Genomic DNA, 26,726 nt, shown 5'->3' with positions numbered 1-26,726 from the left:
AAATCAGAAATGGGAATAGCGATCATGACGATGATCCAATGTATCTCGCCGGTCGATGGATCGGTTTATGCCGAACGTCCGGCGATGCCGCTGGAAAATGCGGTGGAAGCCGTCGGCCGCGTTCGCAAGGCGCAAAAGGCCTGGGCCAGGCGTCCGCTCGAAGAGCGCGTCCAGCTCGTGCTGAAGGGTGTCGCCCGCCTCAATGAGATGTCTGACGAGGTCGTGCCGGAGCTTGCCTGGATGATGGGCCGGCCGGTGCGTTACGGCGGCGAATATCGCGGCTTCAACGAGCGCTCCAACTATGTCGCCTCGATCGCCGCCGAAGCGCTCGCGCCGATCCGGATCGAAGACAGCGCCACGTTCGAGCGTCGCATCGAGCGCGAGCCGCATGGCGTCGTCTTCGTCATCGCGCCCTGGAACTACCCGTACATGACGGCGATCAACACGGTCGCGCCGGCACTGATGGCCGGCAACGCGGTCGTGCTGAAACACGCCGCGCAGACGCTGCTGGTTGGCGAGCGCATGGTGCGCGCCTTCATCGAAGCCGGCGTGCCGGAAGACGTGTTCCAGAACCTCTTCCTCGACCATGAGACGACGGCGAAGCTCATTTCGCAGGGACTTTTCAACTTCATCAACTTCACCGGTTCGGTCGAGGGCGGCCGGTCGATCGAGCGGGCCGCCGCCGGCACTTTCACCGGCATCGGCCTCGAACTCGGCGGCAAGGATCCCGGCTATGTGATGGAGGACGCCGACCTCGACGCAGCGGTCGACGTGCTGATGGACGGTGCGACCTACAATTCCGGCCAATGCTGCTGCGGCATCGAGCGTATCTATGTGCACGAAACGCTCTATGACCGGTTCGTGGAAAAGTCGGTCGCCTGGGTGTCGAACTACAAGCTCGGCAATCCGCTCGACAAGGAAACGACCCTGGGACCGATGGCCAACAAGCGGTTTGCCAAGGTAGTGCGCGAACAGGTCGCCGATGCCGTCGCGAAGGGCGCCAGGGCGCTGATGGATCCGAAACTTTTCCCGGCCGATGACGGCGGCGCCTATCTCGCGCCGCAGATCCTCGTCGATGTCGACCATTCCATGCCCTTCATGCGCGAGGAGACCTTCGGGCCTGCGGTCGGCATCATGAAAGTGAAGAACGACGGCGAGGCGATCGGCCTGATAAACGACAGCCGGTACGGGCTCACCGTGTCGCTCTGGACGAAGGACGCGGACCGGGCGGCGAAGATCGGCCATGAGCTCGAAACAGGCACGGTCTTCATGAACCGCGCCGATTACCTCGATCCGGCGCTCGTCTGGACCGGCGTCAAAGAGACCGGGCGAGGCGGCTCGCTCTCCGTCCTCGGCTTCCATAACCTGACCCGCCCGAAATCCTATCACCTGAAGAAGGTCACGAAATGAATATCGTCGCGAACTGGAGCTATCCGACCGCCGTCAAGCTGGGCAGGGGCCGCATCAAGGAACTGGCGGATGCCTGCAAGACGCTGGGCCTGAAGAAGCCGCTGCTGGTCACCGACCGGGGATTGGCCTCGATGGCGATCACCGCACACGCGCTGGATGTCCTCGCCGATGCCGGTCTCGGCCGGGCGATCTTCTCCGATGTCGATCCGAACCCCAACGAAAAGAACCTCGAAGCCGGCATCAAGGCCTACAGGGAGGGCGGCCATGACGGCGTCGTGGCTTTCGGCGGCGGCTCCGGCCTCGACCTCGGCAAGCTGATCGCCTTCATGGCCGGCCAGACGCGGCCGGTCTGGGATTTCGAGGATATCGGCGACTGGTGGACGCGCGCGGAGGCTTCGAGGATCGCGCCGATCGTCGCTGTGCCGACAACGGCAGGAACCGGCTCGGAGGTCGGCAGGGCAGGAGTGCTCACCAATTCCGAGACGCATGTGAAGAAGATCATCTTCCATCCGAAGATGCTGCCGGGCGTCGTCATCTGCGATCCGGAACTCACCATGGGCATGCCGAAGGCGATCACCGCCGGCACCGGGATGGATGCCTTCGCTCATTGCCTGGAAGCCTATTCTTCGCCCTTCTATCATCCGATGTCGGGCGGCATCGCGCTCGAAGGCATGCGGCTCGTCAAGGAATTCCTGCCTCGTGCCTACAAGGACGGCGCCGATCTCGAAGCGCGGACCAACATGATGTCGGCCGCCGCCATGGGGGCCGTCGCCTTCCAGAAGGGGCTTGGTGCGATCCACTCGCTCTCGCATCCGATCGGCGCGGTCTACAACACCCATCACGGCATGACCAATGCGGTCGTCATGCCGCCGGTGCTGCGCTTCAATCGTCCCGCGATCGAAGAGAAGATCGCCCGGGCGGCCGCCTATCTCGGCATTTCCGGCGGCTTCGACGGTTTCTATGACTACGTGCTCTCGCTGCGCTCGGAGCTCGGCGTGCCGGAGAACCTTACGGCCATGGGGATCAAGCCGGATCGAATCGACGAGCTGACAGCCATGGCGATCGAGGATCCCAGCTGCGGCGGCAATCCCGTCCCAATGACGCTGGAGAACACGAAAGCGCTTTTCCTTAGCTGCTTCTGAATGCGGGCGAGTTGCCATCAACGAAGACCAGGAGGAAAAACTCCTGGTTAAACTGCTGACGAAGGCGAGAATTTCTCTTCCGTCATGCTCGGCCGGTCCCGAGCATCTGCAAACCATTGATGTTTATAGATCCTCGGGACAGGCCGAGGATGACGCCGAATAAGGCCGGAGGAATGTCAACAAGCTGATCAGGAGGAAGACTCCTGATCTTTCCGTATCTTAAAGATGGAAGCTAAATCTCCCGACTGATTTCCATGATGCTCAAGTTAACAATTCGTTAACCATGTTTGGCAAGGATGGCCTTACTGACACCATGCCTCCGGTGTCCTTTGAGCGATGCGGCTCGCGACCCTTCGAGGACCGAAAATGCCTGTAATCTCCTTTGCCAATGCCAAGGGTGGCGCCGGAAAGACCACGGCGGCACTCCTGCTCGCAACCGAACTTGCCCATCAGGGGTTTCGTGTCACCGTCATCGATGCCGACCCGCAGCGCTGGATCAGCCAGTGGTGCGAAATCTCCGGTCCTGTCCGCAATATCGACGTCGTTTCCGAGGTCACGGTCGCATCGCTCCAGTGTCATCTGCGCGAATTGGCGCCGCGCACCGATTATTTCATCATCGACCTTGCGGGAGCCCGCGACGCGATCGTCACGACCGCTATCGGCCTTTCGGATCATGTGATGATCCCGGTTCAGGGTTCCGCCATGGATGCCAAGGGCGCGGCGCAGATCCTCGATCTCCTCTCGTTCCTCAAGGACAAGGCCAATCTCGATATCGCCCATTCGGTCGTTCTGACGCGGGTGACTTCCATGGTCACGACCAAGGCCCTGCTGACCGTCAAGGGGCTGCTTGCCGCGCGTGGCGTGAACGTGCTGGATACGCCGATCGGCGAACGCATCGCCTTCAAGGAGCTTTTCGAGACCGGCGGCACGCTTCATACGCTCGACCCGGCTAAGGTCAGCAATCTCGACAAGGCTAGGGAAAATGCCGGCGCCTTTGCCAGGGAAGCGTTGGGCTTGATGCCGGTCAAGATCACCCGTTCCGCGGCCTCCCGCCTCTTCGGATTGGGGCGCAACGTCGCCTGAGGCAATTCGTTCAAGTCCTGTTCAGCCCGGGATATTCTTGCACACGGCCGGTTCGGAAGAGCCGGCCGTGTTGCGTTGTGAATGAAAAAGCGCTGCCGCAGACTTTGCCGACGGGATTTGCGAGGAGCGGGCCTATTCGATGAATTCGACGGTCGTGCCCGGCTTCACCATCTTGGCGAGTTCCGTCGCGTCCCAGTTGGTCAGGCGCACACAGCCGTGGCTGTTCGTCTTGCCGATCTTCGACGGCTCCGGAGTGCCGTGGATGCCGTAGGTCGGCTTCGACAGGGCGATCCAGACATTGCCGACCGGACCGTTCGGGCCTGGCGGAATCTGCAGGATCTGGTCGTTGTTGCCCTGCTTGAAGTTGATCCTGGGATTGTAGGTATAGCCAGGATCGAGCGCGATGCGTTCGACCGCATGCGTGCCGGTCGGCGAAGGCGTGTCGGTCGAGCCGATGGTCGCAGGATAGGCCGCGATCAGGCGACCGTCGGCGCCGTAAGCGAAAACCTGTTTCTTGCTCTTGTCGGCGACGATGCGGGTTACCTGACCCTTCTTCGGCTGGCCCGGGTTGATGACCTTGATGATCGTGCCGGGGATCGTGAAGTCCACGTTCGGATTGAGCGCCTTTAGATAGTTCTCGTCCATATGGAACTGCTCGGCGAGCTTTTCCGTCACCGATGTGTAGGACATGGCAGGCAATTGCGCCTTGTGGGCATAGTCGTCCGGGATCGACGCGACATAGGGACCGGCGGCATCGGCGGCGGTGATCGTGTAATCGATGATCGGCAGGCCGCCGGAATAGGTCAGCCGCTGCATGATGTCTTCGGAATTGTTGGGATCGAGCGTTTCGCCGGTCATTTCCTGCCAGGCGGCGATCGCCTTGTTGACGTTGTCGCCGAGATGCCCGTCGATCACGCCGGGCGAGATGCCTTCGCGGTCGAGAAAGACCTGGAGCGCGGCGATTTCGGCCCGCGGCTTCTTGGTGACGGCGATGATCGGCTTCTCCGGCTGCAGGCTCTCCTGCAGTTGCTGATCGGGATCGATCGACGCTTCCTGCGGATAGCCGCCATCCATGCCGGGCATCGGCTGATCGTCGAGCGGCATGCGGGTGACCGAACCCTCGCCCGGGATCGCGCCTGTGACGGCGCCCGGTTCGTCCGGCCGGTATTCGCGGTAATCCCGATAGCCGTAGCCGTCCCGGTAGCCGCCGGCATCGCGGAAATTGCGGTATCCGCCCGGAGCCGGCGGATATTCCTCGGTTCGGGCCGGCCGGTAGGTTTCCTGCCGGATTTCCGTCGCCACGACATTGCCATAGCGATCGATGAATACTCGTCTGCCCATGCCGTCGCGGCTGATGACCACGTTGCGGTCGGGAATGTAGTCGAGAATGGCTCCGTCGGGAGCGACGAGAAGCGTTTCGGAGGGATAGCTGTCGTACCGGCTCTGCGCTTCCGCAGGGGTGATGCCCTGGGCCGCGTATAAAACGACGAGGCCGACGCTTGCGAAAATTAGGCGCTTCACGATGTCACCGACTTCCTTGTTTCCTCTTACACGTAATCGGGAAATCGGCTCTTCGTTCCCGCCCCGTGTGCCTCTCGCCACAGACAAAGTAAATTTGACGGTAGTGTGGAAAAAGTGAATTCGTCATGAACGTATCGTTAAATTCGTATCACGATCGGGTAAAAGCGCTGACGAAACCGTGAAGGGAATGATTATGAAGGCGTTTTCCGCTGCCAGCGGTCCGAAGCTTTTCCTCGATGAGACCTCCGTGCTCGATATCGGCGGCTGTTTCATCGGTGATACCGACCTCTCTCCGGGCCGGGCTATCCCCGACGACGGCGATCCGCGAATCGATCATTCGCTCGAAGGCTTTCTTTTCACCTGCGGGCCGGATCATATCCGCCATCCCGAACCGATCGAGGCGAAGCACGGCGGCAGGAAATATCCGCTGCATGGTTCCTTTTCCTCGCATCCCGCCGAAATCGTTTTCTGGGATGCGCAGGGAGAAGATGCCGAATGCCGTGCCCGCGTGCCGGTCATCATGGCGACCGGCGAGCCTGCGCTGCTCGAGCGCCATTGGCGTATCGATGGCGGGACGGGCGAGGTGTGCCTCTCCGATAAGGTGTTCAATACTGGCAGGAAGCCGTTTGCGCCCGTGCATATGTACCATATGAATATCGGCGCCTGGCTGTTCGACGATCATGTCCGGCTCACCGGGAAAATGCTGGAGGGCGGCGGCTTTCCCTGGGCCTTCGGCAACGATCCCGGCGGGGTCTTCTGCGTCCCCGCAGCAGAGAAGGGCGAGCAGTGGGCGGAAATCGCGCTCGGTCCGATCGCCGCGATCGGCGGGTTGACGCTGAAGGTGAAATTCAGGACGGACACGCTGCCGCACCTGCAGATCTGGCGCAACCAGAAGGCGCCGGCGCATGTGCTCGGCATCGAGCCGGTTTCGCATCGCGGCGCAAGCCGATACGAGCTTGCGGAGAGAGACGAGCTCGGCCTGCTGAAGCCTGGCGAAAGCATCGAATACGGCCTCCGCTTCAGCTTCGTCTGATATCTCGTCCTCCCGTGATGGACGCCCAATTGACGCACGGGGGGCACCGTCGTAATGCTTGCGCCCAACGGAAAACGGAGGTTGCGCCATGGATATCCGACAGATCAACGACGAGTATTCCGTCACCGGTCAGATCACCGTCGAGGACCTCGACCAGATCAAGGCCATGGGCTTCAAGTCCGTGGTCTGCCATCGTCCCGACGACGAGGAGCCGGGGCAGCCGCATTATGCCGAAATCGCGGCACGCGCCAAGGAACTCGGCCTCGACATCCGCCATATTCCGGTCGGCCGCATGGGCGTCGATGCCGAGGGCGTGGAGGCCATGGTCGATGCGCTCGACGAGTTCCCGCGCCCGATGCTGGGCTTCTGCCGCTCCGGCGCCCGCTCTACGGCGATCTACGAAAAGAGCCAGCACATCCGCGGCTGAGATTTTCCGCCGCCTCGTGCTTTCGGGCGCGGGGCCTTTTTCCGCAGCTCGTTTCATTCCAGGAGCATTTCCATGAGCATCAAGCGCATCGAGCCGGGCGCCCGCATGAGCGGCGCCGTCATCCACGGCAACACGGTCTATCTCGCCGGCCAGGTCGGCGACGGCGAGACCGTCACCGAACAGGCGAAGGACGCGCTGGCCGAAGTCGACCGCCTGCTCGCCGCTGCCGGCACCGACAAGACGAAGATCCTGCAGACCATCATCTATCTTTCCGACATTGCCTATTTCGGCGAGATGAACGCCGTCTGGGAAGCCTGGATCGACCCCGCCAACCCGCCGGCCCGCGCCACCAGCGAAGCCAAGCTTGCGGCGCCGAACTACAAGGTCGAATTCATCGTGACCGCAGCGCTCTGACGTTACGTCAGCCGAATCAAAAAGCCGGCCTATCGTGTTGATAGGCCGGCTTTTTGTTTTCTTAGGCCTTATTCCGGATCTGCGTCAGCGTCCGCGTCGGCGTGATCGCCTCAGGATCGAGCCTGACCTCGATGATCGAAGGCTTGCCGCTTGCCCGGGCGCGCAGATAGGCCGGGCCGAAATCCTCCGTCCTCTCCACCAGTTCGCCATATCCGCCGAAAGCCTCGGCATAGGCGACGAAATCCGGATTGACGAGGTCGGTCGCGCTCACACGGCCCGGATATTCGCGCTCCTGATGCATGCGGATCGTGCCGTAGATGCCGTTGTTGACGAGAACGGTGATGATTGGCAGGCCGTAGCGCACGGCGGTTATGAATTCCTGTCCGTGCATCATGAAGCAGCCGTCACCCGCGAAGCATACCACTTCGCGTTCGGGGAAAAGCTGTTTTGCCGCGACAGCCGCCGGCAGGCCGTAACCCATCGAGCCGGAGGTCGGGGCGGACTGGGTATTGTACTTCCGGAAGCGGTGGAAGCGGTGCAGCCAGGTGGCGTAGTTGCCGGCGCCGTTGGTGAAGATCGCATCGTCTGGCACGTTCTCCTCGATCCATGTCATGATCGGTCCCATTTTCACGGGGCCGGGGCCGGCTTCCGGCGGCGTCGACCATTTGAGGTAGGAGTCGTGCATGGCGGCCGTGCGCTCACCCCAGGCGGGGGAGGCGGGTGCCTCCAGCTCCCTCAGGGCGGTGACGAATGCCGCCGGTGCAGCGCAGATCGCGAGATCCGGGCGGTAGATGCGGCCGAGTTCCTCCGGGTCGGGGAAGATATGGACCAGCTTCTGCTTCGGATAGGGGATGTCGATCAGGGTATAGCCCGAGGACGGCATTTCCGACATGCGGCTGCTGAGCAGCACGAGAAGATCGGCCTCCTTGATCTCCTTGACGAGCGCCGGATTGATGCCGATCCCGACATCGCCGGCATAGGAAGGATGAAGGTGGTCGAACAGCATCTGGCGTCGGAAGGAACAGCCGACCGGCACCTTGAAGCGGGCGGCGAATTCGGCAAAGTCCTTATGTGCCTCTTCGCTCCAGCGTGTGCCGCCGACGATGAACATCGGCCGCCTGGCTTCCTTCAGCGCCTTTTCGAAGGCTGCAATCTGGCTTTTGCCCGGATGGCTTTCGACCCGTGTATAGGATTGTGCTTCCGGCGCCTCGACCTCCTCGACCAGCATGTCTTCCGGCAGCGTCAGTACGACGGGGCCCGGGCGGCCGGAGGTGGCGACCGCAAACGCCCGGGTGACGAATTCCGGAATGCGGCGGGCGTCGTCGATCTCGCCCACCCATTTGGCGAATTCGGTGAAGGCGCGGCGATACTCGACTTCCTGGAAGGCTTCCCGCTCGCGCATGTCGCGGGCGACCTGGCCGACGAAGAGGATCATCGGGATCGAATCCTGCCGGGCGATATGCAGGCCGGCCGAGGCATTCGTCGCGCCGGGGCCGCGGGTCACCATGCAGATGCCGGGCTCACCGGTCAGCCGCCCCCAGCTGTCGGCCATCATCGCCGCGCCGCCCTCCTGGCGGCAGACGAGCACGTCGATGCCGCTCTCGTAAAGCGCGTCGAGCACGGCCAGATAGCTTTCGCCGGGGACGCAGGAAATGCGTTTGACGCCGTTCGCCTTCAGCGCCTCGACGACGAGTTGCCCCCCGGTTTTCGTGGCGCTCTTCATGTCTGCTTCCCCCTCTTTTCGATATTTTCCAGCTCTGCCAGCACGTCCGCCGTATGTTCCCCAAGCGCCGGGCTCGGCCGATGATAGACGAGCGGCGTCTCGGATAATACGATCGGGCTGCGGACGCCGGGGATGACCGTGCCGTCCGCCGCTTCCAGATCGATCCTGAGCCCGCGGGCCTTCACTTGGCGGTCCTCGAACATCTCGGCGATCGAATTGATCGGCCCGGCCGGCACCGCGTTCCCGCCGCAAGCGGCCAGCAGGTCGGCTTTTTTCCATTTAGCAGTCTGCGCGAGGATCAGCCGGCGAACCTCGCCGCGATTGGCGACGCGCGCCTTGTTGGTCGCGAAACGCTCGTCGTCGGCGACGTTCTCTATACCGAGGATGCGGCAGAACCGCCGGAACTGCCCGTCATTGCCGACGGCGAGTATCAGATGGCCGTCCCCGGTCGGTATCACTTCGTAGGGCGAAATGTTCGGATGCGCATTGCCGAGCTTCTTCGGCGCGCTCCCGGAGACCAGGTAGTTCATGTTCTGATTGGCGAGGATGCCGGCCTGGACGTCGAGCAGCGCCATGTCGATATGCTGGCCTTCGCCGGTCTTCATCGCGTGGATCAGCGCCGCCTGGATCGCCGTCACGGCATAGATGCCGGTAAAGATGTCGGCGATGGCGACGCCCGCCTTCATCGGCTCGCCATCCGGCTCTCCGGTGATCGACATGAAGCCGGACATGCCCTGGACGATATAGTCGTAGCCGGCAAGGTTGGCGTAGGGGCCGTCCTGGCCGAAACCGGTGATCGAGCAGTAGATCAGCCTGGGATTGATCTTACGGAGGCTCTCGTAATCGAGGCCGTATTTCGTCAGGCCGCCGAGCTTGAAGTTCTCGATCAGAACATCGGCGGTGGCCGCCAGCCGGCGGACGATCTCCTGGCCCTCTTCGGCCTTCAGGTCGACCGCGATGGAGCGCTTGCCGCGGTTGGTGGAGTGGTAATAGGCGGCCGAGAGGTTCTCGCCGTTCTTCCCCTCGACGAAAGGCGGACCCCAGGCGCGGGTGTCGTCGCCGCCGTCCGGGTTTTCCACCTTGACGACGTCGGCTCCCATGTCCGCCAGCATCTGCCCCGCCCATGGGCCGGCGAGCACGCGGGCAAGTTCGATGACGCGGATACCGGAAAGCGGCGGTTTTTTGCTCGTTTGGTTCATGTCATGGAGCCACGGTTGACTTGGCTGTGCCGGTCACGGGCTTCATCGAAGCCACGCGGCGTTCCCGCCAGATGATGTAGAGGCCGGAGCCGATGATGATCGAAATGCCGAGCCACTTCATCGGGTCAGGAAAATCGCCGAAGACCAGCCAGCTGAACAGCGTTGCCGAGACGATTTCGAAATACTGCATGGGCGCAATGACGGAGGCCGGCGCTGCACGATAGGCATAGACTGCGAGGATGCCGGAGAGGGCGGCGAATGCGCCGACGCAGACGAGCCAGGCGAGCGTCAGCCCGTCCGGCATGGAAGGCGCCAGGAAAGCGATGCCGGTTCGGTCGCCGATCAGAAGCAACAGGCCGGAGATCGGAATGCCCCAGAGAGCCATCTGGAACTGCATCGACCACGGATCCTCCCGATGCGCCAGAGCGCGGGTCAGCAGCGCGAAGATTGCGACGCCCAAGGCGGTGACGACCGGCAGTATCGCCACATAGCCGATTTCTTCAAAGCTCGGGCGGATGACGACCAATGCGCCGAGAAAACCGACGGCGCAGGCCGTGTAGCGGCGCCAGCCGATGGTTTCCTTGAGAAAGATGCTGGAGAGCACCGTCAGGATGATCGGTTCGACGAAGAAAATCGCGACAGCATCGGCAACCTCCATCACGGCCAGGGTCGCGACGAAACAGATCATGGAGAGCGTGATCACCGCTGCACGGATCATGTGATAGAAGCTCAGCCGCCACGAGAAGACGCGCCACAATCCGTTCCACAGCACGATCGGCAGCATGAACAGCGCCTGGAAGACAAAGCGGCCCGCCGTGATGAGGGTGGGCGAGGCGGTGTCCGTCGCGAGCTTGGAAAAGATGTCGATGAAGGGCGCCACCAGCATGGCGAGGATCATCAGGCCGAGACCGCGGACGATTCGGGTCTCGGCAGACGGGGCGGCAAGGCTTGCAGGCGGCGAACTCATGGATTTTCTATAGCGGTGCGGCGTGCCGGAAGCACTTGAATAAATGTCATGAACTCATTCCCTTTCCGATTGGGCGTTTTCCGATTGGGCCGCTTCCGGTCTGGCTGTTTCCGGCACCGCAGTCAGCGGCGGGGAGAGGGCGGTTTTCGCCCAGGCGGCGAATTCGGCGGTGGCGCGGGCGCGCACCGTGTCGTTCAGCGTCTCGTGGCGCGTGGCGGGCCAGACCTTGGCCGTCACGTCGGAAAAGCCGTTCCTTCTGAAATGTTCGGCGAGCCAGAGGATTTCGCGGCCGCCGTTGGTTGCCGGGTCTTCGGCGCCGCCGATCAGATGAATCGGCAAATCCTTCCGCAAGCGATCGATGAGGCTCGGGGCTCGGAACGTCAGTTCGAAGAGGTCGAGCCAGAGCGAGACGCTGGCGCCGAAGCCGCAGAGCGGGTCGGCGATATAGGCGTCGACGATGTCGCGGTCGTGGCTCAGCCAGTCGAAGTCCGTCCGGTGGCCGGGGATCGACCTGCCCCACGCGCCGAAGGTGAGCTTCGGCAGAAGGCCACTCGGCACGTCGGAACCCTTCAGCGCCTTCTCCGCCAGTAGAATGGCCTGTGCCGCCCGGCCGGCAGGGCCTGGATGGAAGTTCGAGTTCCAAACCGCGACGGCATCAAAACTGTCGGGAAAGTCGACGGCAGCGTTAAGAGCAATCAGTCCGCCCATGGAGTGGCCGAAGAGCAGGACGGGCAGGCCGGGATGAGCTTCCACGGCCATGTCGCGGATCGCCTTGACGTCCTCGATGACCAGCCGTACGCCGCCGCGCCTGGCGAAACGGCCGATCGGCGCGTCCGGCGCTGTCGTTCGCCCGTGGCCGCGATGGTCGAACGCATAGGCATGAAAGCCGTGTTCGGCCATCTTTTCGGCAAATGCCGCATAGCGTCCGGAATGTTCCGCAAGCCCGTGGGAGATGACGAGAATGCCGCGTGCCGGTTCCTGCGCCGGCTGATAATGATAGGCGAGGTTGGCGCCCGTCGGGCTTTCCAACCGCTTCGTTTCGTCAAACATCCCCGTCCTCCCGGCCCTCTTGCATCCACTTATGCGCAATTTTCTTGGCTTCCCATCGGATTTTTCCGAAAAGCGCTTCACACTTTTCGGTTCGATGCACTACATAGCGGCAAACGAAAGATCCCCCGCGGAGCAGTTTATCCATGGCACGTCAGTTCATTTATCACATGGCCGGCCTCAACAAGGCCTATGGCAACAAGAAGGTTTTGGAAAACATCCATCTTTCCTTCTATCCCGATGCGAAGATCGGCATCCTCGGCCCGAACGGCGCCGGTAAGTCGACCGTGCTGCGCATCATGGCCGGGCTCGACAAGGAATTCACCGGCGAAGCCTGGCTCGCCGAAGGCGCGACGCTCGGCTACCTGCCGCAGGAGCCGCAGCTCGATCCGTCCAAGGACGTCATGGGCAACGTCATGGAAGGCGTCGCCGACAAGAAGGCGATCCTCGACCGCTACAACGAGCTGATGATGAACTATTCCGACGAGACGGCGGAAGAGGGCGCCAAGCTGCAGGACATCATCGACAGCCAGAACCTCTGGGATCTCGAAAGCCAGGTCGAGATGGCGATGGACGCATTGCGCTGCCCGCCCGGCGACGCCTCGGTCGATAACCTTTCAGGAGGCGAGAAGCGCCGCGTGGCTCTTTGCAAGCTGCTTCTGGCGCAGCCGGACCTGCTGCTGCTCGACGAACCGACCAACCATCTCGACGCCGAAACCATCGCGTGGCTCGAAAAGCACCTGCGCGAATATCCGGGCGCCGTGCTGATGATCACCCACGACCGTTACTTCCTCGACAATGTCACGGGCTGGATCCTCGAGCTCGACCGTGGCCGCGGCATCCCCTACGAAGGCAATTACTCGGCCTATCTGCAGGCGAAGGCCAAGCGCATGACCCAGGAAGGCCGCGAGGAGGCCGCGCGGCAGAAGGCGCTCACCCGCGAACAGGAATGGATCGCGTCGAGCCCGAAGGCCCGCCAGGCGAAGTCGAAGGCCCGTATCCGTGCCTATGACGAACTGGTCAAGGCCGCCGAGGACCGGCGTCCCGGCGAAGCCCAGATCATCATTCCCGTCGGCGAACGCCTCGGCCAGGTGGTCATCGAAGCCGAGAACATCTCGAAGACCTATGGCGACCGGGTGCTCTTCGAAGACCTGACCTTCAAGCTGCCGCCCGGCGGCATCGTCGGCGTCATCGGTCCGAACGGCGCCGGCAAGACGACGCTCTTCCGTCTGATCACCGGCCAGGAAAAGCCGGACGGCGGCGATATCCGCATCGGCGAAACCGTCCATCTCGGCTATGTCGACCAGAGCCGCGATTCGCTCGACGGCAACAAGACCGTCTGGGAGGAAATCTCCGGCGGCAACGATATCATCAAGCTCGGCAAGCACGAGATGAATTCGCGCGCCTATTGCGGCGCCTTCAACTTCAAGGGCGGCGACCAGCAGCAGAAGGTCGGCACGCTGTCCGGCGGCCAGAGAAACCGTGTGCACCTCGCCAAGATGCTGAAGGCGGGCGGCAACGTCATCCTGCTCGACGAACCGACCAACGATCTCGACACGGAAACGCTGTCGGCGCTCGAGGATGCGCTTGAGAACTTTGCGGGCTGCGCGGTCATCATCAGCCACGATCGCATGTTCCTGGACCGCCTGGCCACGCATATCCTTGCCTTCGAAGGCGACAGCCATGTCGAGTGGTTCGAAGGCAATTTCGAGGATTACGAGGCCGACAAGATCCGCCGCCTCGGCGCGGATTCGGTCAATCCGAAGCGGGTCACCTACAAGCGCCTTACCCGCTGAGCTTTTTGGCTATTCCTAACCAAAACCCCGGCCTTGCGCCGGGGTTTTGCATTTTGAAGGGGTAAGTAAAAGGTAAATCTTTGACCCCCAGGAATTGCGGGGGATTCTTTCTTGGCAGAAGGCAAGACATTCGCAAAGGTTCTTGCGTAGTTCTGCTCTCAGGAGGGTCCATGTCTTGCCGGGCCTTCGACGCGTCATGAAGACGGACTTATTTCGAGGATCGATTTCATGCTGCGTCTGATCGAACGCTTGCCTTTCCGTACATCGCTGACGCTTCTTGCCGTCATACCCACCGCCGCCACCATCGTGCTCGGTGTGGGTCTAGGGCTGAATGCCTATGAGAAATACAAGCAATTCGACAAGGCTCGAATTCTCGCGGATTTGGTGGCGCCAGCCGGCAGCATGATGAATGCGATTTCCGCTGAAAGTTACGCCGGGCCTGCGGAGCGTACCGCGGCGCGCGCCCGCGTGGATGCGGTCGAAAAGATGCTGGTCGACAATCACGCCAACATCAAGGCCCAGGGCCTGGCCGATCGCGGTCTCGACGAGGCGATCGCCGGATTGGAAGAGCGGTTCAGCCGCATGGCGGAATTCCGTGCGAAGATCGATGCCGGCGACAAGAACCCGCTTTTGACCGCGCAATATCTTACGCCTCTGTCGCAGCAGACGCTCGATACCGTGGCGCGCGTTGCCAACATGACCGCGGACCGTGGCCTGGCGCGCGCCATAGACGGCATTCATGCGCTGGTGCAGATCAATAACGGCTATGCGATCGTGACGCGCATGGGCCAGCAGTTCGCCAGGAACGGCGCTTTGACGCCCGAGGAAATCGCCCGCTACGTACAGGGCCGCCAGCAGGTGCGTATCTACGAGAAGCATATGCGTTCTTCGCTGACGCCGACGGTGCTGGCGAAGCTCGATGGCTTTTGGAGCACTCCCGAGGGCGCTTTCGCAACCAACCTCCTGAAGACCTTCGATGCGCTGCAATCCTATACTCCTGCCGGCACGGACCATGATCGCTGGATCGACGCGATGGAAAAGCGCCGGCTGTTTGCCGCCGACCTCGTCGATGAGGCTTCCGGCGAACTGGTGCGTCTTGCCAACAGCCAGACCACGGCTGCTTCCAATGACCTCTGGACGATCAGCGGTCTGCTCCTGGGCTTGATTGCCATCGTCGCCTGCTTCGGCTTCCTTGTCGTCCGCGGCCTCTCCAAATCGATCCGCGGAATCGGCGATCGCATGGCGAGCCTCGCCGGCGGCAATACCGAAGAGGCCATTCCCTATGCCGACCGGGCGGACGGCATCGGCGACATGGCCCGCTCCGTCGAGGTCTTCCGCGAGGCTGCCATCCGCAACAACGAGCTCGAAGCGGAGGCGGAAGCCAATCGCCGCCGCTCGGAGATCGAGCGCCTCGAACTGCAGCGCCAGGCGGAGGCAGAGGCCGAGGCGCGTCTCAACCAGGCGACCGGCGCGCTCGCCGCAAGCCTGCGTCGTCTCGCCGACGGCGACATGCTCTGCGAGGTTCACGAAGCCTTGGCGCCGCAGTTCGAAGGCCTGCGCCACGATTTCAATATTTCGGTTCGTCAGCTTCGCGACGCGCTTCTGAGCGTCGGCAGTTCCGTCGCGACCGTCAACAGCGGCTCGCGGGAGATTTCCGATGCTTCGGACGATCTTTCCAAGCGCACCGAACAGCAGGCGGCCTCTCTGGAGGAGACGGCTGCGGCGCTTGAGGAAATCACCGCCAATGTGGTGGCGACCTCCAAGCGGACTTCGGAAGCCCGGGATATCGTCCGCGACGCCCGCACACGCGCCGATCAGTCGGGCCAGGTGGTTCGCAATGCGGTCGTTGCCATGGAGCGCATCGAGAAGTCTTCCCAGCAGATCGGCCAGATCATCGGCGTGATCGACGAGATCGCCTTCCAGACCAACCTCCTTGCCCTCAACGCGGGCGTCGAGGCGGCTCGCGCCGGCGACGCAGGCAAGGGCTTCGCCGTCGTCGCGCAGGAAGTCCGGGAACTCGCCCAGCGTTCGGCAAATGCCGCCAAGGAGATCAAGGGACTGATCTCCAACTCGGCAGTGGCCGTCTCCGAGGGCGTCAAGCTCGTCAGCGATACGGGCGAAGGTTTGGGCGTCATCGAACAGCTCGTCCAGACCGTCAACGGTCATATGGATGCGATCGCGACTGCGGCACAGGAACAGTCGGTCGGCCTCGCGCAGGTCAATACCGCCGTCAACCACATGGACCAATCGACCCAGCAGAACGCCGCGATGGTGGAGGAGATGAATGCAGCGGGGGCAGGACTTGCCCAGGAAAGCGCCAAGCTCAGCGATCTGCTGTCGCACTTCCAGCTGGGGAACAGCTCATCGGGCCAGCTCCGCGAAACCGCCGCGCGCATGCGCGCTCCGGCAGCGCCGGCACCGGTGTCCCGACCGGCCGCGGCTCCGCCGAGCCGTCCGGTCCCTTCGCGCCCGGCTGTCGCACATGGCAATGTCGCCGTTGCGCAGTCCGCGGACGAGTGGGAGGAATTCTGACCGGGCCATCAAATTGGCAGGGATGACCGGAGAGGGCGGCCTTGGCCGCCTTCTTTGTTTTATCCAATGCCCATCAATCAGTTATCGCTTGCGCTAACGCGTGAAATCATATAAACATATCTTTATATCTTGATTGGATAAGGATATGGCTTCATGGGTCTGGCGCTCGATACCCTGGTGGACGTTCTGAAGACGGCAGGCGAGCCGACGCGCTTCCGCCTGCTGGCCCTGCTCGGCGCCAGCGACCTCACCGTCACCGATCTTACGGAAATCCTGGGACAATCGCAGCCGCGCATTTCGCGGCATCTGAAGCTGTTGGCCGAAGAGGCCCTGATCGACCGGTACCAGGAAGGTGCCTGGGCCTATTTTCGCCTGAAGCACGAGGGAAAGGCGGCCGCCCTCGTCCGGACGCTGCTTGCCGCGGCCTCCGAGGATGATCCGGTGCTCCTGCGCGACAGCGAACGGCTTGCGACGGTCAAGCGCCTGCGGGCGGAGCGTGCCCAGGCCTATTTCAGCCGCAATGCAGCCGAATGGGATGCGCTGCGCCTGCATGTCAGCGACGCGGCCGTCGAGGCGGCCCTGCTCAAGCTTGTCGGCACGACGCCGATCGACACGCTTCTCGACCTCGGCACGGGCACGGGCTGGATTCTTAAGCTTCTCTCCAACCATTACCGCCGCGCCGTCGGCATCGATGCGAGCCGCGACATGCTCGCGGTCGCCCGTGCCAATCTCGACAAGGCCGGCATCGTCAATGCCTCCGTCCGCCACGGCGATATTCTCAACCTGCCGCTCGAAGGTCAGGATTTCGACCTGGTTACCATCCACCAGGTGCTGCACTTCCTGGATCAGCCGGAACTGGCGATCGCGGAGGCCGCGCGCGTGCTGCGTCCGGGCGGCCGTCTGCTGATCGTCGACCTTGCGCCCCATACGCTCGAATATCTGCGCGATGAGCACGCCCATGTGCGTCTTGGATTTTCCCATCAGGTAATGGCGGAATGGCTCGAGAAGGTCGGTCTCGAAGTCGAGCAGGCGATCGATCTCGGTTCCGGCAGGGAAGGTGCGCTGACGGCCACCGTCTGGCTTGCCCGCGACCGCCGGCTGCTCATTGCCAATCCTGCCTCTGCAGAATTCCAAACCGTCCTCTAAGGGAGCTGGACCCAATGACCGCCCTCCGCGAACCTTTCAGCGTCTCCTTCGAATACTTTCCGCCGAAGTCGGATGAAATGGAGCGGCAGCTCTGGCAGACAGTCGAGCAGCTTTCGGTCTGGGAGCCGGATTTCATCACCATGACCTATGGCGCGGGCGGTTCCACCAAGGAGCCGACCCTTGCCGCCGTCAAGCGGATGATCGGCGAGATGGAGCTGCCGACCGCGGCGCACCTTACCTGCGTCGATGCGTCCCGTGAGGAGGTCCGCGCGGTCATCGAGGATTTCCGTGCCGCCGGCGTCCGTCGCATCGTCGCATTGCGCGGCGACCCGACGACCGGTGTCGGCACGGCCTATGTGCCGCATCCGCAGGGATATTCCCGCACGGCCGATCTGGTGCGCGGCCTTGTAGAATACGGTGATTTCGATATCTCGGTCTCGGCCTATCCGGAAAAGCACCCGGAAAGCCCGGACATCGCAGCGGACATCGAAACTTTGAAGAGCAAGGCCGATGCCGGCGCGCATCGGGCGCTCACGCAGTTCTTCTTCGACAACGACGTCTTCGAACGGTACCTGGAAAAGGTGCGCGCGACCGGGATCGCCATACCGATCGTGCCGGGCATCATGCCTATCCAGAATCTTGCCCAGTTGAAGCGTTTCGCGCGGCGCTGCGGGGCATCCGTCCCGGCGTTCCTGGATGCGCGCCTGGACGGAATGGACGAGAAGCCCGAGGAGCGTGCCGAAGTGGCTGCGGATATCGCCGCGGAACAGATCGAGGATCTGATCCGGCGCGGCATCCACGATTTCCATATCTATACGATGAATCGCGCACCGCTCGTCTCGGCCGTGCTGCAGCGCCTCGGACGCGGTCAGTTCCGCGACGCGCGCACCGCTGCGGCCTGAACCGCAATAGGCCGAAACTAAAAAACGCATGCTCTAAGTGAGAGCATGCGTTTTATTGAAGTGCTGATTATCAAACCGTCACGGATGCCAGATCATGACCTGTAGTGGGGGAAAGCGTGGCGCTCAGATGAAGAGCATGGATACCACGAACACGAACGCTGCACCGACTATCAGGACATTGAGAGAGTATGTACGTCCCATGTCTGCCTCCTTGCGTTGACCGTTAAAGTGTATGTCGCTTTTGTGTCGCTTGGGAAGCGGATTTTATGCTGCAGTGCCGTCGAATGCGAAGCACACTTCGCTTCGTCAGTTTATAAGTATCTGATTTTTCAATATAAATATGGTTCTAATGATAAGGTTCGGAGCGTTAAAAAGTGATGTATGATTGTTAATTCCAGTCACACTCCGTGAGGATATCGTTCCTCTATGAGACTTTTCCGGCCCGATTGCTGCTGGTGCGAAGCAGTCTTCCGTCGAGCAGGACGAGGCCGAAGCCGATCAGCAGCATGCCTGCCAGATCGGTCGTTTCCAACCGTTCGCCGAGGAAGAGCGCGCCCAGAAGAATGGCGCTCGGAGGGACGACGAGCGTCACGAGAGAGGCGTTGGTGGCGCCCGCCATGCTCAGGATGCGGAAGAAGAGCAGGTAGGCGAAAGCGGTCGACAGCAGTGCCAGTGCCAGGATCGCCAACACCGCATGGGTGGATGGCGCAGGCAGTGTCCAGGGCTGGTCGGCAATCAGCGAGACGGGCAGCATCATCAAGGTCGAAGCGGTCAATTGTCCGGTTGCCGATACCGGCGCCGGCAGATGGCGGAAGCGCTTGCCATAGGTTCCGGCAATGCCGTAGGAGACGGCTGCGAGGACCGGCAGGACGAGCGCCCAGAGCGGCGCGGACGCGGCTGAGGCGATGCCCGGCCCGATCAGTACCGCCGTGCCGGCAAGTCCAAGCAGGCAGCCCGCGAGCTTGGCGGTCGACAGCTTTTCGTCCGCCGTCCAGCGATTGGCGATGAGAACGGTCCAGACAGGTGTCGTCGCATTGAGGATCGAAGCCAGGCCCGCGCCAATTTCCGTCTGGCCGAAGAAGATCAGCGTATGGGGCAGGGCGTTGTTGACGAAGCCCATGACGAGGAACGAGCGCCAATGGGCCGCAAGCGTCTCATAGAGTTCCAGGCGGCCGTGAAGATAGATGTGCAGCGCGAGCGCTGCCAGGAAGAGGCGCAGGAAAACCAGCGTGAAGGGCGGCACTTCCAGCACGGCGATGCGTGCGAAGAAGAACGATCCGCCCCAGATCAGCCCGAGCAGCAGAATGAGCGCCCGGCCGTGGTGCCGGGTTTCGGATTGACGGCGACCGTCATGCGGATTCTCCCTCACGTCGAAAACGGGGATATCCGCAAGGAAAGCGAGTCGCCACCCGAAACTTGTGGAGTGACAGCCGGTCCGGTCAAAGAGCGGAGAGAAGCGCCTGAGTCGGCCAGCCGTCCGCCGGCAGACCGAGGCGTGCCTGTTCCTTCTGAACCGCCTGGCGCGTGCCAGAGCCGAGGATGCCGTCGATCTTGCCGACGTTATGGCCGAGGGCCTCGAGCTTGGCCTGCAGGGCCTTCATGCCGCCGTCGTCGAGACCGGTTTCCGGCGTGCCCTTCAGATAGGGCGGAGCGCCGGAGAGCCGGGTGGCGAAATAGGCAGCCGACGTCGTGTAGATGAAGGACTGGTTCCACTCGAGATAGATGCCGAAATTCGGATAGGTGAGGAAGGTGGGGCCTTTGCGGCCCTGAGGCATGATGAGAGCGGCCGGCAGGTTGCCGAAGCTGGTATTGCCGTCGCGCGGGGTGACACCCAGCTTGAACCATTCGCTGGCGGGGACCTCGTTGCCGAGGCCGGATTTCTCCCACGGCAGGTTTTCCGGCAACGTCACTTCCTGGATCCATGGCTGGCCGGCCCTGAAGCCCAGGCTCCGGATGAATTTCGCGGCCGTAAGAATGGCATCCGGCGCGCTGCTCTTGACGTTGATATGACCGTCCCCGTCGCCGTCCACGCCCTGCGCGATGATGTCCTCGGGCAGCATCTGCACCTGGCCGATCTCGCCGGCCCAGGCGCCCGTGTTGGTGGCGGGATCCAAATCGCCGTGCTGAACCATCTCGATCAGCGCGATGAGCTGCGGGCGGAAGAGTTCCGGGCGGCGGCAATCGTGCGAGAGCGTCACCAGGGCGTTGCGCGTGTTGAAATCGCCCTGGACGGCGCCGAAATCCGTCTCCATCGCCCAGAAGGCGGTAATCACGCCGGGTGCCACGCCGAATTCCTTTTCGGCGCGAGCGAAAACCTCGGCATATTGCTTCAGCTTCTGACGGCCGATGTCGAGACGCGCCTGGCTGACGGTACGCTGCGAGAATTCCAGGAAGGTCTGACGGAAGACGCCCTGGGCGCGGTCGCGGGAAAGGACCTTCTGGTCGATCTCGGCGCCGGCCAACGCTTCGTCGGCGGCGCTCGCGGGAATGCCCTTGGCAACGGCTTCGGCCTTTACTCCCTCCAGGAAGGCTCCCAGATCGCCGCCGCAGCTCGGCGCGGGCGTCTGGGCGAGCGCGGCGGAGGCGAGGCAGCCGGTGATGACGGAGGCAAGGGCAAGGCGGCGGACAGATACAAAGGACATTCGGGCGTTCCCAGAGTGAGTATGCGTCGCCCATTTCCTAAAGATTTGTGACCGAAACGTGGGCGTCGGCGCGGTTTTTACCGCAACGCGGCGTGCAGCGCCAGATGGCTATTCCGCAGAGGCGACGGTCTTATTGTCGCTGGCGGTCGCAACCCAGCTGTTCCAGCTTTTGGCGGTGCCTGCAAAGACGTTGATGTCGGTTTCGCCCTTGATGCCTGGCACCACGCCGGTGGACGTATATTGCCAGAAGGCCCAGCGGCGGCCGGCATAGATTTCGCCCGGATGCGCCGCAACCGACCGCAGCCAGAAATGATAGTCGTTGAAGGCGCCGACCAGATTGTCGCGGTGGAAGTCGACGGACGTGTAGATGATCGGCCGCTTGCCGTAATGGGCTTCGATACGGTCCATGAAACGCTGCATGACGGCACGCACCGTCGCCGGGTCCGGCCTGAGCTTGCAGGTCGGGGAGGCGTGGTTCCATTCCATGTCGAGCACCGGCGGCAGCATGTTCGCTTCCTTGGGCACGTTGGCGATGAACCAATCCGCCTGATCTTCCGGCGTCGAGCAGAAATAGTAGAAATGGTAGGCGGCATGCGGGATGCCGGCGGCTGCAGCATTGCGCCAGTGTTTTTCGAAGGCCGGGTCGATGCGATCCTTGCCTTCGGTTCCTTTGATGAAGACGAAGGCGATGCCGGACTTCTTCACGGTTGCCCAATCGATGCCGTCGCCGTTCCATTTGGAAAGATCGATGCCGTGGACCTCATGGCGGCCCGGGTGGTTCCTGCCGAAATCCTGCGGATCGGTGTCCTTGAACCGTATCCTCTTGACCGACGACGTTTCCATCAGGTCGTAATCGGTGGACGACGTGCAGCCCGTGGCGAGGATGGCGGTCGCAAGGAGGGCTAGGAGGAGCCGAGGCATGGATGTCCCGTGTTGATGCCGATGCAGGAGGCCTCTTGCCCGCGGACGCTAAACAGCGGAGGCGTGAACTCCATGTTCACCATAACGTCGTAAAAAATCGGTTAGGGCAAGAGGGTTCATGCTTGGGAGAGGGCCTGTCGGCTCAACCGCGCCGGCGGATCACCGCATGCCAGGCATAACCGCGGCCGATCTCCTCGAAGATCATGTCGGCGTCGGCCGCGGCGAGCTTGCCTTCCAGCACTTCGTGCAGATCGGCCCGGGGTGTGACATGGAAGCGCGTGAGCCAGGCCTTCAGCAGCCGCCCGAACCAGCCGGGCAAACGTTCCTGCTGGCCGAAATCGACGATGTGCAGCGAGCCGTTCGGCGCAAGCGCCGCAAGCGCTGCGTCCACCGCCTTTTCCCAATCGGGAATCATCGACAGCGCATAGGAGATCAGGATGCGGTCGAAACCCTGAACGCCGAAATCCTGAGCCTTGAAATCGGTGGCGTCGGCCACCTGGAATTCGGGCATGACCGGCTTGGCGCGGAAATTCGCCCGGGCGCTTTCCAGCATTTCGGCGGAGATGTCGAGACCGAAGAGCTTGGCCGCCGGGTAGTGCCGGTGGGCGAGAAGGAGATTGCGGCCCGTGCCACAACCGACTTCGAGCAGCGTCGCGCCGGGCGGCGCATGCAGTCCGGCGATCGCCCGGTCGCGGCCGAAGAGGTAATATTTGCGGGTGATATCGTAGATATGGCGCTGGTACCGGTACATCCGGTCCATGCGTTCGGCATGACCGCCGGGGAGGGAAGCGCCCGCCATATCCGCCGCCATCAGGCTTTTCTCACATAGATGTGGAAGCCGCCGTAGATCGCCGAGCGATCCCGAAGGTTGAGCTCGTTGGAGCGCTCTTCCAGATAGGTCCACTGGTCGAGCAGGGCCGGCGAAAGGCGGCCGTCGAGCACGCTCTTTTCGGCGGCGGTGCGGAAGATCACGCGCGCGCCGGGCGCAGCCGTCCGGGTGATCTCCGACCAGAGATCGTTGAGCTGCTGATCCGTCATCCAGTCCTGCGCGTCGAGCAGCACATAGCGGTCCACGACCGCGGCGGGTTTCTGCGCCAGAAGCTCGGTGAAGCTTGCGTGATGGACCGTGACGCGTTCGGCATTGTCGCGGATGGCGCGGTAGTTCTCCGCCTTCAGATAGGTCGGCAGCGTGCCTTCCTCGGGCTTCGGGTAGCGGCGCACGAAAGCCTGCCACGCGAAATAGTTGTCGCGCAGCGGGAAATGGCAGGCGAGCTTTTCCAGACGCTGGCGCAGCACCGGCGCGATCGAACCGTCGGCGGCGAGGCTCGCCAGCTCGTCATATTGCTGCGGCGGGATGCCGAGGCCGAAGAGCGAGCTCTTGCGGCTGGTGACCCAGCGGATCAGCGGCTTGTCGAAAAGAGGTGCCACGCGGTCGTCGAAGAACTGGCGCTGTTCGCGGAGCGAACGGGCTTTCGCCATCTCGGTGAGATCGATGCCGTGCAGCCGGGCGATCAGATGTCCGGCACCGATGAAGCGGCCGAGCAGGCCGGTCTTGTAGATATTGCGGTCGAAGACTTCGATCCGGCGGCGGCCGGAGAGCGACCGCCTTTCCCAATAGGCGCGGGTCGCGGCATCGAGGTTCGGCGCGATGAACGTGTCGTAGCTCTTGCTGTTCGACCCTATCCCGTCCATTCCGAAATGCCGGACGACATCGCTGTGAGCTGGCAGATGGCAGAAGGCGGCGAGCTTGAGGCGGTTCAGCGCCACGTGATGCGGGTTAAGGTCGACGACGTCGATTTTCTTCGGCGAGCGGGAGAGGTAAGCCAGCATGTTGCAGCCGCCGGAAGCGATCGTCACGATCGTGTGGCCTTCTGTAAGCTCCATCGCCGCCATATCGACATCCGGGTCCTCCCAGATCTGCGGGTAGACGAGGCCGGAGAACAGGAGCCCGAAAAGCCTTTCCGAAAAACCCTGTCGCGAGAGTGCTTTATGCTGCAGAAGCGCATCCTTCAGCTTCTGGTTTTTCCGAAAACCGGCTTCCTGTGCAATATCCGCCATGATCGAATCCCGCCTGTCCAGAGTTTCAGGGCGTGTAAACCTCTCGTGCAACAGATTGATGACGCAGCCTGTGGCCGGTCGGGGGATTGGGCCGCAGATCACCGAAGCCCCCCTTCCGCAGAAGAGAGAATCCTGATTGCATGCGGCCGCGAAACGGGAGACGGGCATGCGGCTGTTGATGCGGATTGTGAAGATCGTTTTCGGCGTCATCGCCGTGGGCGTGATCGGGCTCGCTGTCTGGCTCTTCACATCACCCCCGGAATTGCTCCGGGTCGGCAGCGGTTATGCCGCCAAAATCGTCTGCTCCAACGTCTTTCTCGCAGGACGCGACAGCGAGGAGGTCCTGGCGGTCGACGTCCAGGCGCCGGGCCATCCGCTTCTGCGTCTGATGAATGTCTCCGTGAACCAGGCGGAAAAGCGGGTTCGTGCGGCGCTGCTCGGCTTCATCGCCGGCAATGACGCGGTCTACCGTGAGGGCCTGGGCTGCTCCGTGACGCCGGACGGCAGCGCGCCGGCTCCGTTGAACGTGGCGCGTTCCGCTCCGGTCGCGATCGATGAAACCGTCCTCTGGCCGGAGGGCGGAAAAATCGAATCCGATCCAAACGTTGCAGCTCTTCTTTCAGACGCTGCTCTCACCGGTCCGGGCATGCGGGCAGTCGTCGTCGTCAAGGGAGGGCGAATCGTCGGGGAAACCTACGGGCCGGGCTTTTCGAAGGATACGCCGCTTCTCGGCTGGTCGATGACCAAGACGGTGACGGCGACGATCATCGGCACGCTGATCCGTGACGGAAAGCTTTCGCTCGAAGACAAAGGCCTGTTCCCGCAATGGCGGAACGACCAGCGCAACGACATCCGGCTTGCCGACCTGCTTGCGATGGAAAGCGGACTTGCCTTCAACGAGAATTACGGCACGGTCGCGGATGTGACCCGCATGCTCTATCTCGAACCGGACATGGCGAATTTCGCCGCGGACCTGCCCCTCGAAGCCGATCCCGGTACGCGCTTCAACTATTCCTCCGGCGTGGGCGTGATGCTGTCGAAGGTCTGGATGGACAGGATCGGCGACAGGGCGGCGGCGCTCGCCTATCCCGGCAAGGCGCTGTTCGGCCCGCTCGGCATGGCGAGCGCGGTGATGGAAACGGACGAGGCCGGCACGTTTGTCGGCAGTTCCTACATGTATGCCACGGCGCGCGACTGGGCGCGGCTGGGGCTGTTCCTGGCGCATGACGGCGTGTGGAACGGCAACCGCATCCTTCCGGAAGGCTTCGTCGCCCGGATGCAGGAACCGAACCGGACGTCGAACGGGCGTTATTCGAAGATGCAGACCTGGCTGCCGGTCCGCAGCGGCGATATTCCCGCCGATGCGTTTTTCCTCGACGGACACGACGGCCAGAACGTCATCGTCGTCCCGTCGCTGGACCTCGTCGTGGTTCGGCTCGGATTGACGCCGGGCTGGGAGCGCTACAGCCCCCTGCAGCTTGTCGAAGAGGTCGCCAAAACCATCACGGCTCCCTGAAGCGCCGTCCGATACTTACTTTTCAAGAACGTGCAGCATGTCCTTGCGCTTGGCGTCGTAATAATAACCGCGCGCATAGAGCTTGATGGCGTTGTCGTTCTTGTTGTCGGCGACGAGCCAGGCGCCGCGCAGGTATTTGATCGCGTATTTGAGATTGGTTTCGGCGTCGAGCAGACCCTTCGGCGGGCCTTCGTAGCCCATCGACTTGGCGGTCGCATACTTGATCTGCATGAGGCCCCAATAGCCGTCCTTGTGATAGGCCTTGGGATCGTAGCGGCTTTCGCGGTGCACGACGCGATGGACGAGCGATTCCGGCACCCCGTACATACCCGCATAGCGGTGGATCAGCTTTTTCAATTCCGGCGGCGCATCGGCCGCGGTGGCCGGCAGCGGATCGCCAGGCGCCGGCGGGAAGTCCATGCGGCTGTCGATCGCTGAAACGGCGGCGACCGCTTTCGGCTGGGCGGCATAGGCGAGAGTGGACGTATCCGGCCGCGGCGTCGGCACGACGGACTGCAGCGCCACCATGTCCGGCGTCAATTCCGGCTCGTCGAGCGCGATCGCCTGGGCGGCTGCCGGCTGGATCCTGCCTTCCGCAACGGCAGGCGCGATCACCGCAGGGGTGAGACGGCCACCCTTGGAGGCCGCAAGAATGGTGGATGTCGCCGGGGCGGGCGAGGGCGCAGCCGGGATGGATGCTGCCGCCGTAGCCGCCGTGGGGGCCGCAGGCGCGGGTGGAAATGCAGCCGAAGTCGATGCGGCGGCGAAGGCGACGAGCGGCGCCATTGTCGGGGTCGCCATTGCGGCAGTCTGGATCGAAGCGGCTTCCGCGGCGGGCGGAACGGGGACCGGAAGCCGTGCGGTTTTGGCAAGCGCGACCGTCGGCTGCGTGCCGGGAGCTCCGAGGGGCTGAGCTGTCGCGAGTTGGGCTGTGGCGGGTGTCGGCTGAGCGCCCTGGGGCTGCTGGTTGCCGGAAAGATTGGAATTGTACTGGATGATCAGCTGCCCATCGGCAGAGGCTGTCTGGGTGGGCGCCGCTTGCCCCGCCGGAGCCGCCGTCTGGGTCGCCGCAAGCTTCTGCTCGGGATCGACACTTGAACATCCGACGAGAGCCGAAGAAACGGCACAGGCTACCGCGGTCCCGCGGCCGAGGAATCGGATTATCGCCATTGGGTCGCTTTCATGAAAAAATGGTTACCCCAGTCCGCCCAAACGCCACCGAAAGAGAATTTTCATTAACCCATCGG

Annotated in this window: 22 protein-coding genes; 11 read left to right on the top strand and 11 right to left on the bottom strand. The window is 62.7% G+C overall.

Annotated features, from left to right (window positions below; translation table 11 throughout):
* Positions 1-24: 24 nt before the first annotated feature.
* The 3 genes from ACMGE0_RS04050 (at position 25) to ACMGE0_RS04040 (ending at position 3,635) form a co-directional block, all read left to right on the top strand.
* Positions 25-1,410 (top strand): aldehyde dehydrogenase family protein, encoded by a 1,386-nt coding sequence (locus ACMGE0_RS04050; RefSeq protein ID WP_436814588.1) that lies wholly within the window; start codon positions 25-27, stop codon positions 1,408-1,410.
* Entirely contained in the window at positions 1,407-2,552 is a 1,146-nt protein-coding gene (locus ACMGE0_RS04045; RefSeq protein WP_436814587.1) for an iron-containing alcohol dehydrogenase, read from the top strand. The genes ACMGE0_RS04050 and ACMGE0_RS04045 overlap by 4 nt, the downstream gene beginning before the upstream one ends.
* A gap of 366 nt (positions 2,553-2,918) precedes the next feature.
* Complete coding sequence (locus tag ACMGE0_RS04040) at positions 2,919-3,635, top strand: AAA family ATPase (RefSeq protein WP_436814586.1); 717 nt, start codon at positions 2,919-2,921, stop codon at positions 3,633-3,635.
* 132 nt (positions 3,636-3,767) lie between these two features.
* Here the strand turns inward: ACMGE0_RS04040 and ACMGE0_RS04035 are convergent, their stop codons facing one another.
* Positions 3,768-5,156, bottom strand: coding sequence for a L,D-transpeptidase (locus ACMGE0_RS04035; protein ID WP_436814585.1), 1,389 nt, complete (start codon positions 5,154-5,156; stop codon positions 3,768-3,770).
* 193 nt (positions 5,157-5,349) lie between these two features.
* Here ACMGE0_RS04035 and ACMGE0_RS04030 point away from each other — a divergent pair, with 193 nt between their 5' ends.
* From ACMGE0_RS04030 to ACMGE0_RS04020, 3 genes are all read left to right on the top strand, one after another.
* The gene (locus ACMGE0_RS04030) at positions 5,350-6,189 is read left to right on the top strand and encodes a DUF4432 family protein (RefSeq protein ID WP_436814584.1); all 840 of its coding nucleotides are present in this window, start codon (positions 5,350-5,352) and stop codon (positions 6,187-6,189) included.
* 88 nt (positions 6,190-6,277) lie between these two features.
* Complete coding sequence (locus ACMGE0_RS04025) at positions 6,278-6,616, top strand: protein tyrosine phosphatase family protein (RefSeq protein WP_436814583.1); 339 nt, start codon at positions 6,278-6,280, stop codon at positions 6,614-6,616.
* 72 nt (positions 6,617-6,688) lie between these two features.
* Positions 6,689-7,030: a RidA family protein gene (locus ACMGE0_RS04020; protein WP_436814582.1), complete on the top strand. Its 342-nt coding sequence runs from the start codon at positions 6,689-6,691 to the stop codon at positions 7,028-7,030.
* A gap of 61 nt (positions 7,031-7,091) precedes the next feature.
* Here ACMGE0_RS04020 and ACMGE0_RS04015 read toward each other — a convergent pair whose 3' ends face one another.
* From ACMGE0_RS04015 to ACMGE0_RS04000, 4 genes are read right to left on the bottom strand one after another with little or no spacing between them, the layout of a single operon-like run.
* Entirely contained in the window at positions 7,092-8,753 is a 1,662-nt protein-coding gene (locus tag ACMGE0_RS04015; RefSeq protein ID WP_436814581.1) for a thiamine pyrophosphate-binding protein, read from the bottom strand.
* A complete protein-coding gene (gene caiB, locus ACMGE0_RS04010) occupies positions 8,750-9,952 on the bottom strand; it encodes a succinate--glutarate CoA-transferase (RefSeq protein ID WP_436814580.1) in 1,203 nt (400 codons plus the stop codon). The genes ACMGE0_RS04015 and caiB overlap by 4 nt, the downstream gene beginning before the upstream one ends.
* A 1-nt stretch (position 9,953) precedes the next feature.
* Entirely contained in the window at positions 9,954-10,919 is a 966-nt protein-coding gene (locus tag ACMGE0_RS04005; RefSeq protein WP_436814579.1) for a DMT family transporter, read from the bottom strand.
* A 54-nt stretch (positions 10,920-10,973) separates the two neighbouring features.
* Positions 10,974-11,969 carry an alpha/beta hydrolase gene (locus ACMGE0_RS04000; protein WP_436814578.1) on the bottom strand — a complete coding sequence of 332 codons (996 nt, stop codon included), beginning with the start codon at positions 11,967-11,969 and terminating at the stop codon, positions 10,974-10,976.
* A gap of 143 nt (positions 11,970-12,112) precedes the next feature.
* On the opposite strand from ACMGE0_RS04000, the gene ettA reads away from it, so the two are divergent.
* The 4 genes from ettA to metF all read left to right on the top strand — a co-directional run bounded on the left by ettA (position 12,113) and on the right by metF (position 18,342).
* The gene (gene ettA, locus ACMGE0_RS03995) at positions 12,113-13,762 is read left to right on the top strand and encodes an energy-dependent translational throttle protein EttA (protein WP_436814577.1); all 1,650 of its coding nucleotides are present in this window, start codon (positions 12,113-12,115) and stop codon (positions 13,760-13,762) included.
* Between the two features lie 228 nt (positions 13,763-13,990).
* Positions 13,991-16,294 carry a methyl-accepting chemotaxis protein gene (locus ACMGE0_RS03990; protein ID WP_436814576.1) on the top strand — a complete coding sequence of 768 codons (2,304 nt, stop codon included), beginning with the start codon at positions 13,991-13,993 and terminating at the stop codon, positions 16,292-16,294.
* A gap of 153 nt (positions 16,295-16,447) precedes the next feature.
* Positions 16,448-17,440, top strand: coding sequence for an ArsR/SmtB family transcription factor (locus tag ACMGE0_RS03985; protein WP_436814575.1), 993 nt, complete (start codon positions 16,448-16,450; stop codon positions 17,438-17,440).
* Positions 17,441-17,454: 14 nt separating this feature from the next.
* Positions 17,455-18,342: a methylenetetrahydrofolate reductase [NAD(P)H] gene (gene metF, locus ACMGE0_RS03980; RefSeq protein ID WP_436814574.1), complete on the top strand. Its 888-nt coding sequence runs from the start codon at positions 17,455-17,457 to the stop codon at positions 18,340-18,342.
* Between the two features lie 424 nt (positions 18,343-18,766).
* On the opposite strand, the gene ACMGE0_RS03975 is transcribed toward metF, so the two are convergent.
* The 5 genes from ACMGE0_RS03975 to ACMGE0_RS03955 form a co-directional block, all read right to left on the bottom strand.
* Positions 18,767-19,711, bottom strand: a complete 945-nt coding sequence (locus ACMGE0_RS03975) for a DMT family transporter (RefSeq protein ID WP_436814573.1) — start codon at positions 19,709-19,711, stop codon at positions 18,767-18,769.
* Between the two features lie 70 nt (positions 19,712-19,781).
* Positions 19,782-20,984, bottom strand: a complete 1,203-nt coding sequence (locus ACMGE0_RS03970; protein WP_436814572.1) for a lytic murein transglycosylase — start codon at positions 20,982-20,984, stop codon at positions 19,782-19,784.
* A gap of 108 nt (positions 20,985-21,092) precedes the next feature.
* Positions 21,093-21,905 carry a glycoside hydrolase family 25 protein gene (locus tag ACMGE0_RS03965; protein WP_436814571.1) on the bottom strand — a complete coding sequence of 271 codons (813 nt, stop codon included), beginning with the start codon at positions 21,903-21,905 and terminating at the stop codon, positions 21,093-21,095.
* A gap of 142 nt (positions 21,906-22,047) precedes the next feature.
* Positions 22,048-22,716: a class I SAM-dependent methyltransferase gene (locus tag ACMGE0_RS03960; RefSeq protein ID WP_436814570.1), complete on the bottom strand. Its 669-nt coding sequence runs from the start codon at positions 22,714-22,716 to the stop codon at positions 22,048-22,050.
* Positions 22,716-23,963, bottom strand: coding sequence for a BtaA family protein (locus ACMGE0_RS03955; protein ID WP_436814569.1), 1,248 nt, complete (start codon positions 23,961-23,963; stop codon positions 22,716-22,718). Before ACMGE0_RS03955 ends, ACMGE0_RS03960 begins: the two co-directional genes overlap by 1 nt.
* A 166-nt stretch (positions 23,964-24,129) precedes the next feature.
* On the opposite strand from ACMGE0_RS03955, the gene ACMGE0_RS03950 reads away from it, so the two are divergent.
* Positions 24,130-25,479 carry a serine hydrolase domain-containing protein gene (locus tag ACMGE0_RS03950; RefSeq protein ID WP_436814568.1) on the top strand — a complete coding sequence of 450 codons (1,350 nt, stop codon included), beginning with the start codon at positions 24,130-24,132 and terminating at the stop codon, positions 25,477-25,479.
* Between the two features lie 15 nt (positions 25,480-25,494).
* Here the strand turns inward: ACMGE0_RS03950 and ACMGE0_RS03945 are convergent, their stop codons facing one another.
* Positions 25,495-26,649, bottom strand: coding sequence for a transglycosylase SLT domain-containing protein (locus tag ACMGE0_RS03945; protein WP_436814567.1), 1,155 nt, complete (start codon positions 26,647-26,649; stop codon positions 25,495-25,497).
* Positions 26,650-26,726 lie beyond the last annotated feature (77 nt).

This window comes from Neorhizobium descurainiae, assembly GCF_051400715.1.
In the GTDB taxonomy this organism is placed as follows: domain Bacteria; phylum Pseudomonadota; class Alphaproteobacteria; order Rhizobiales; family Rhizobiaceae; genus Neorhizobium.
Note: the sequence above shows the minus strand (reverse complement) of the source record. Positions and strands in the feature narration are given on the sequence as shown.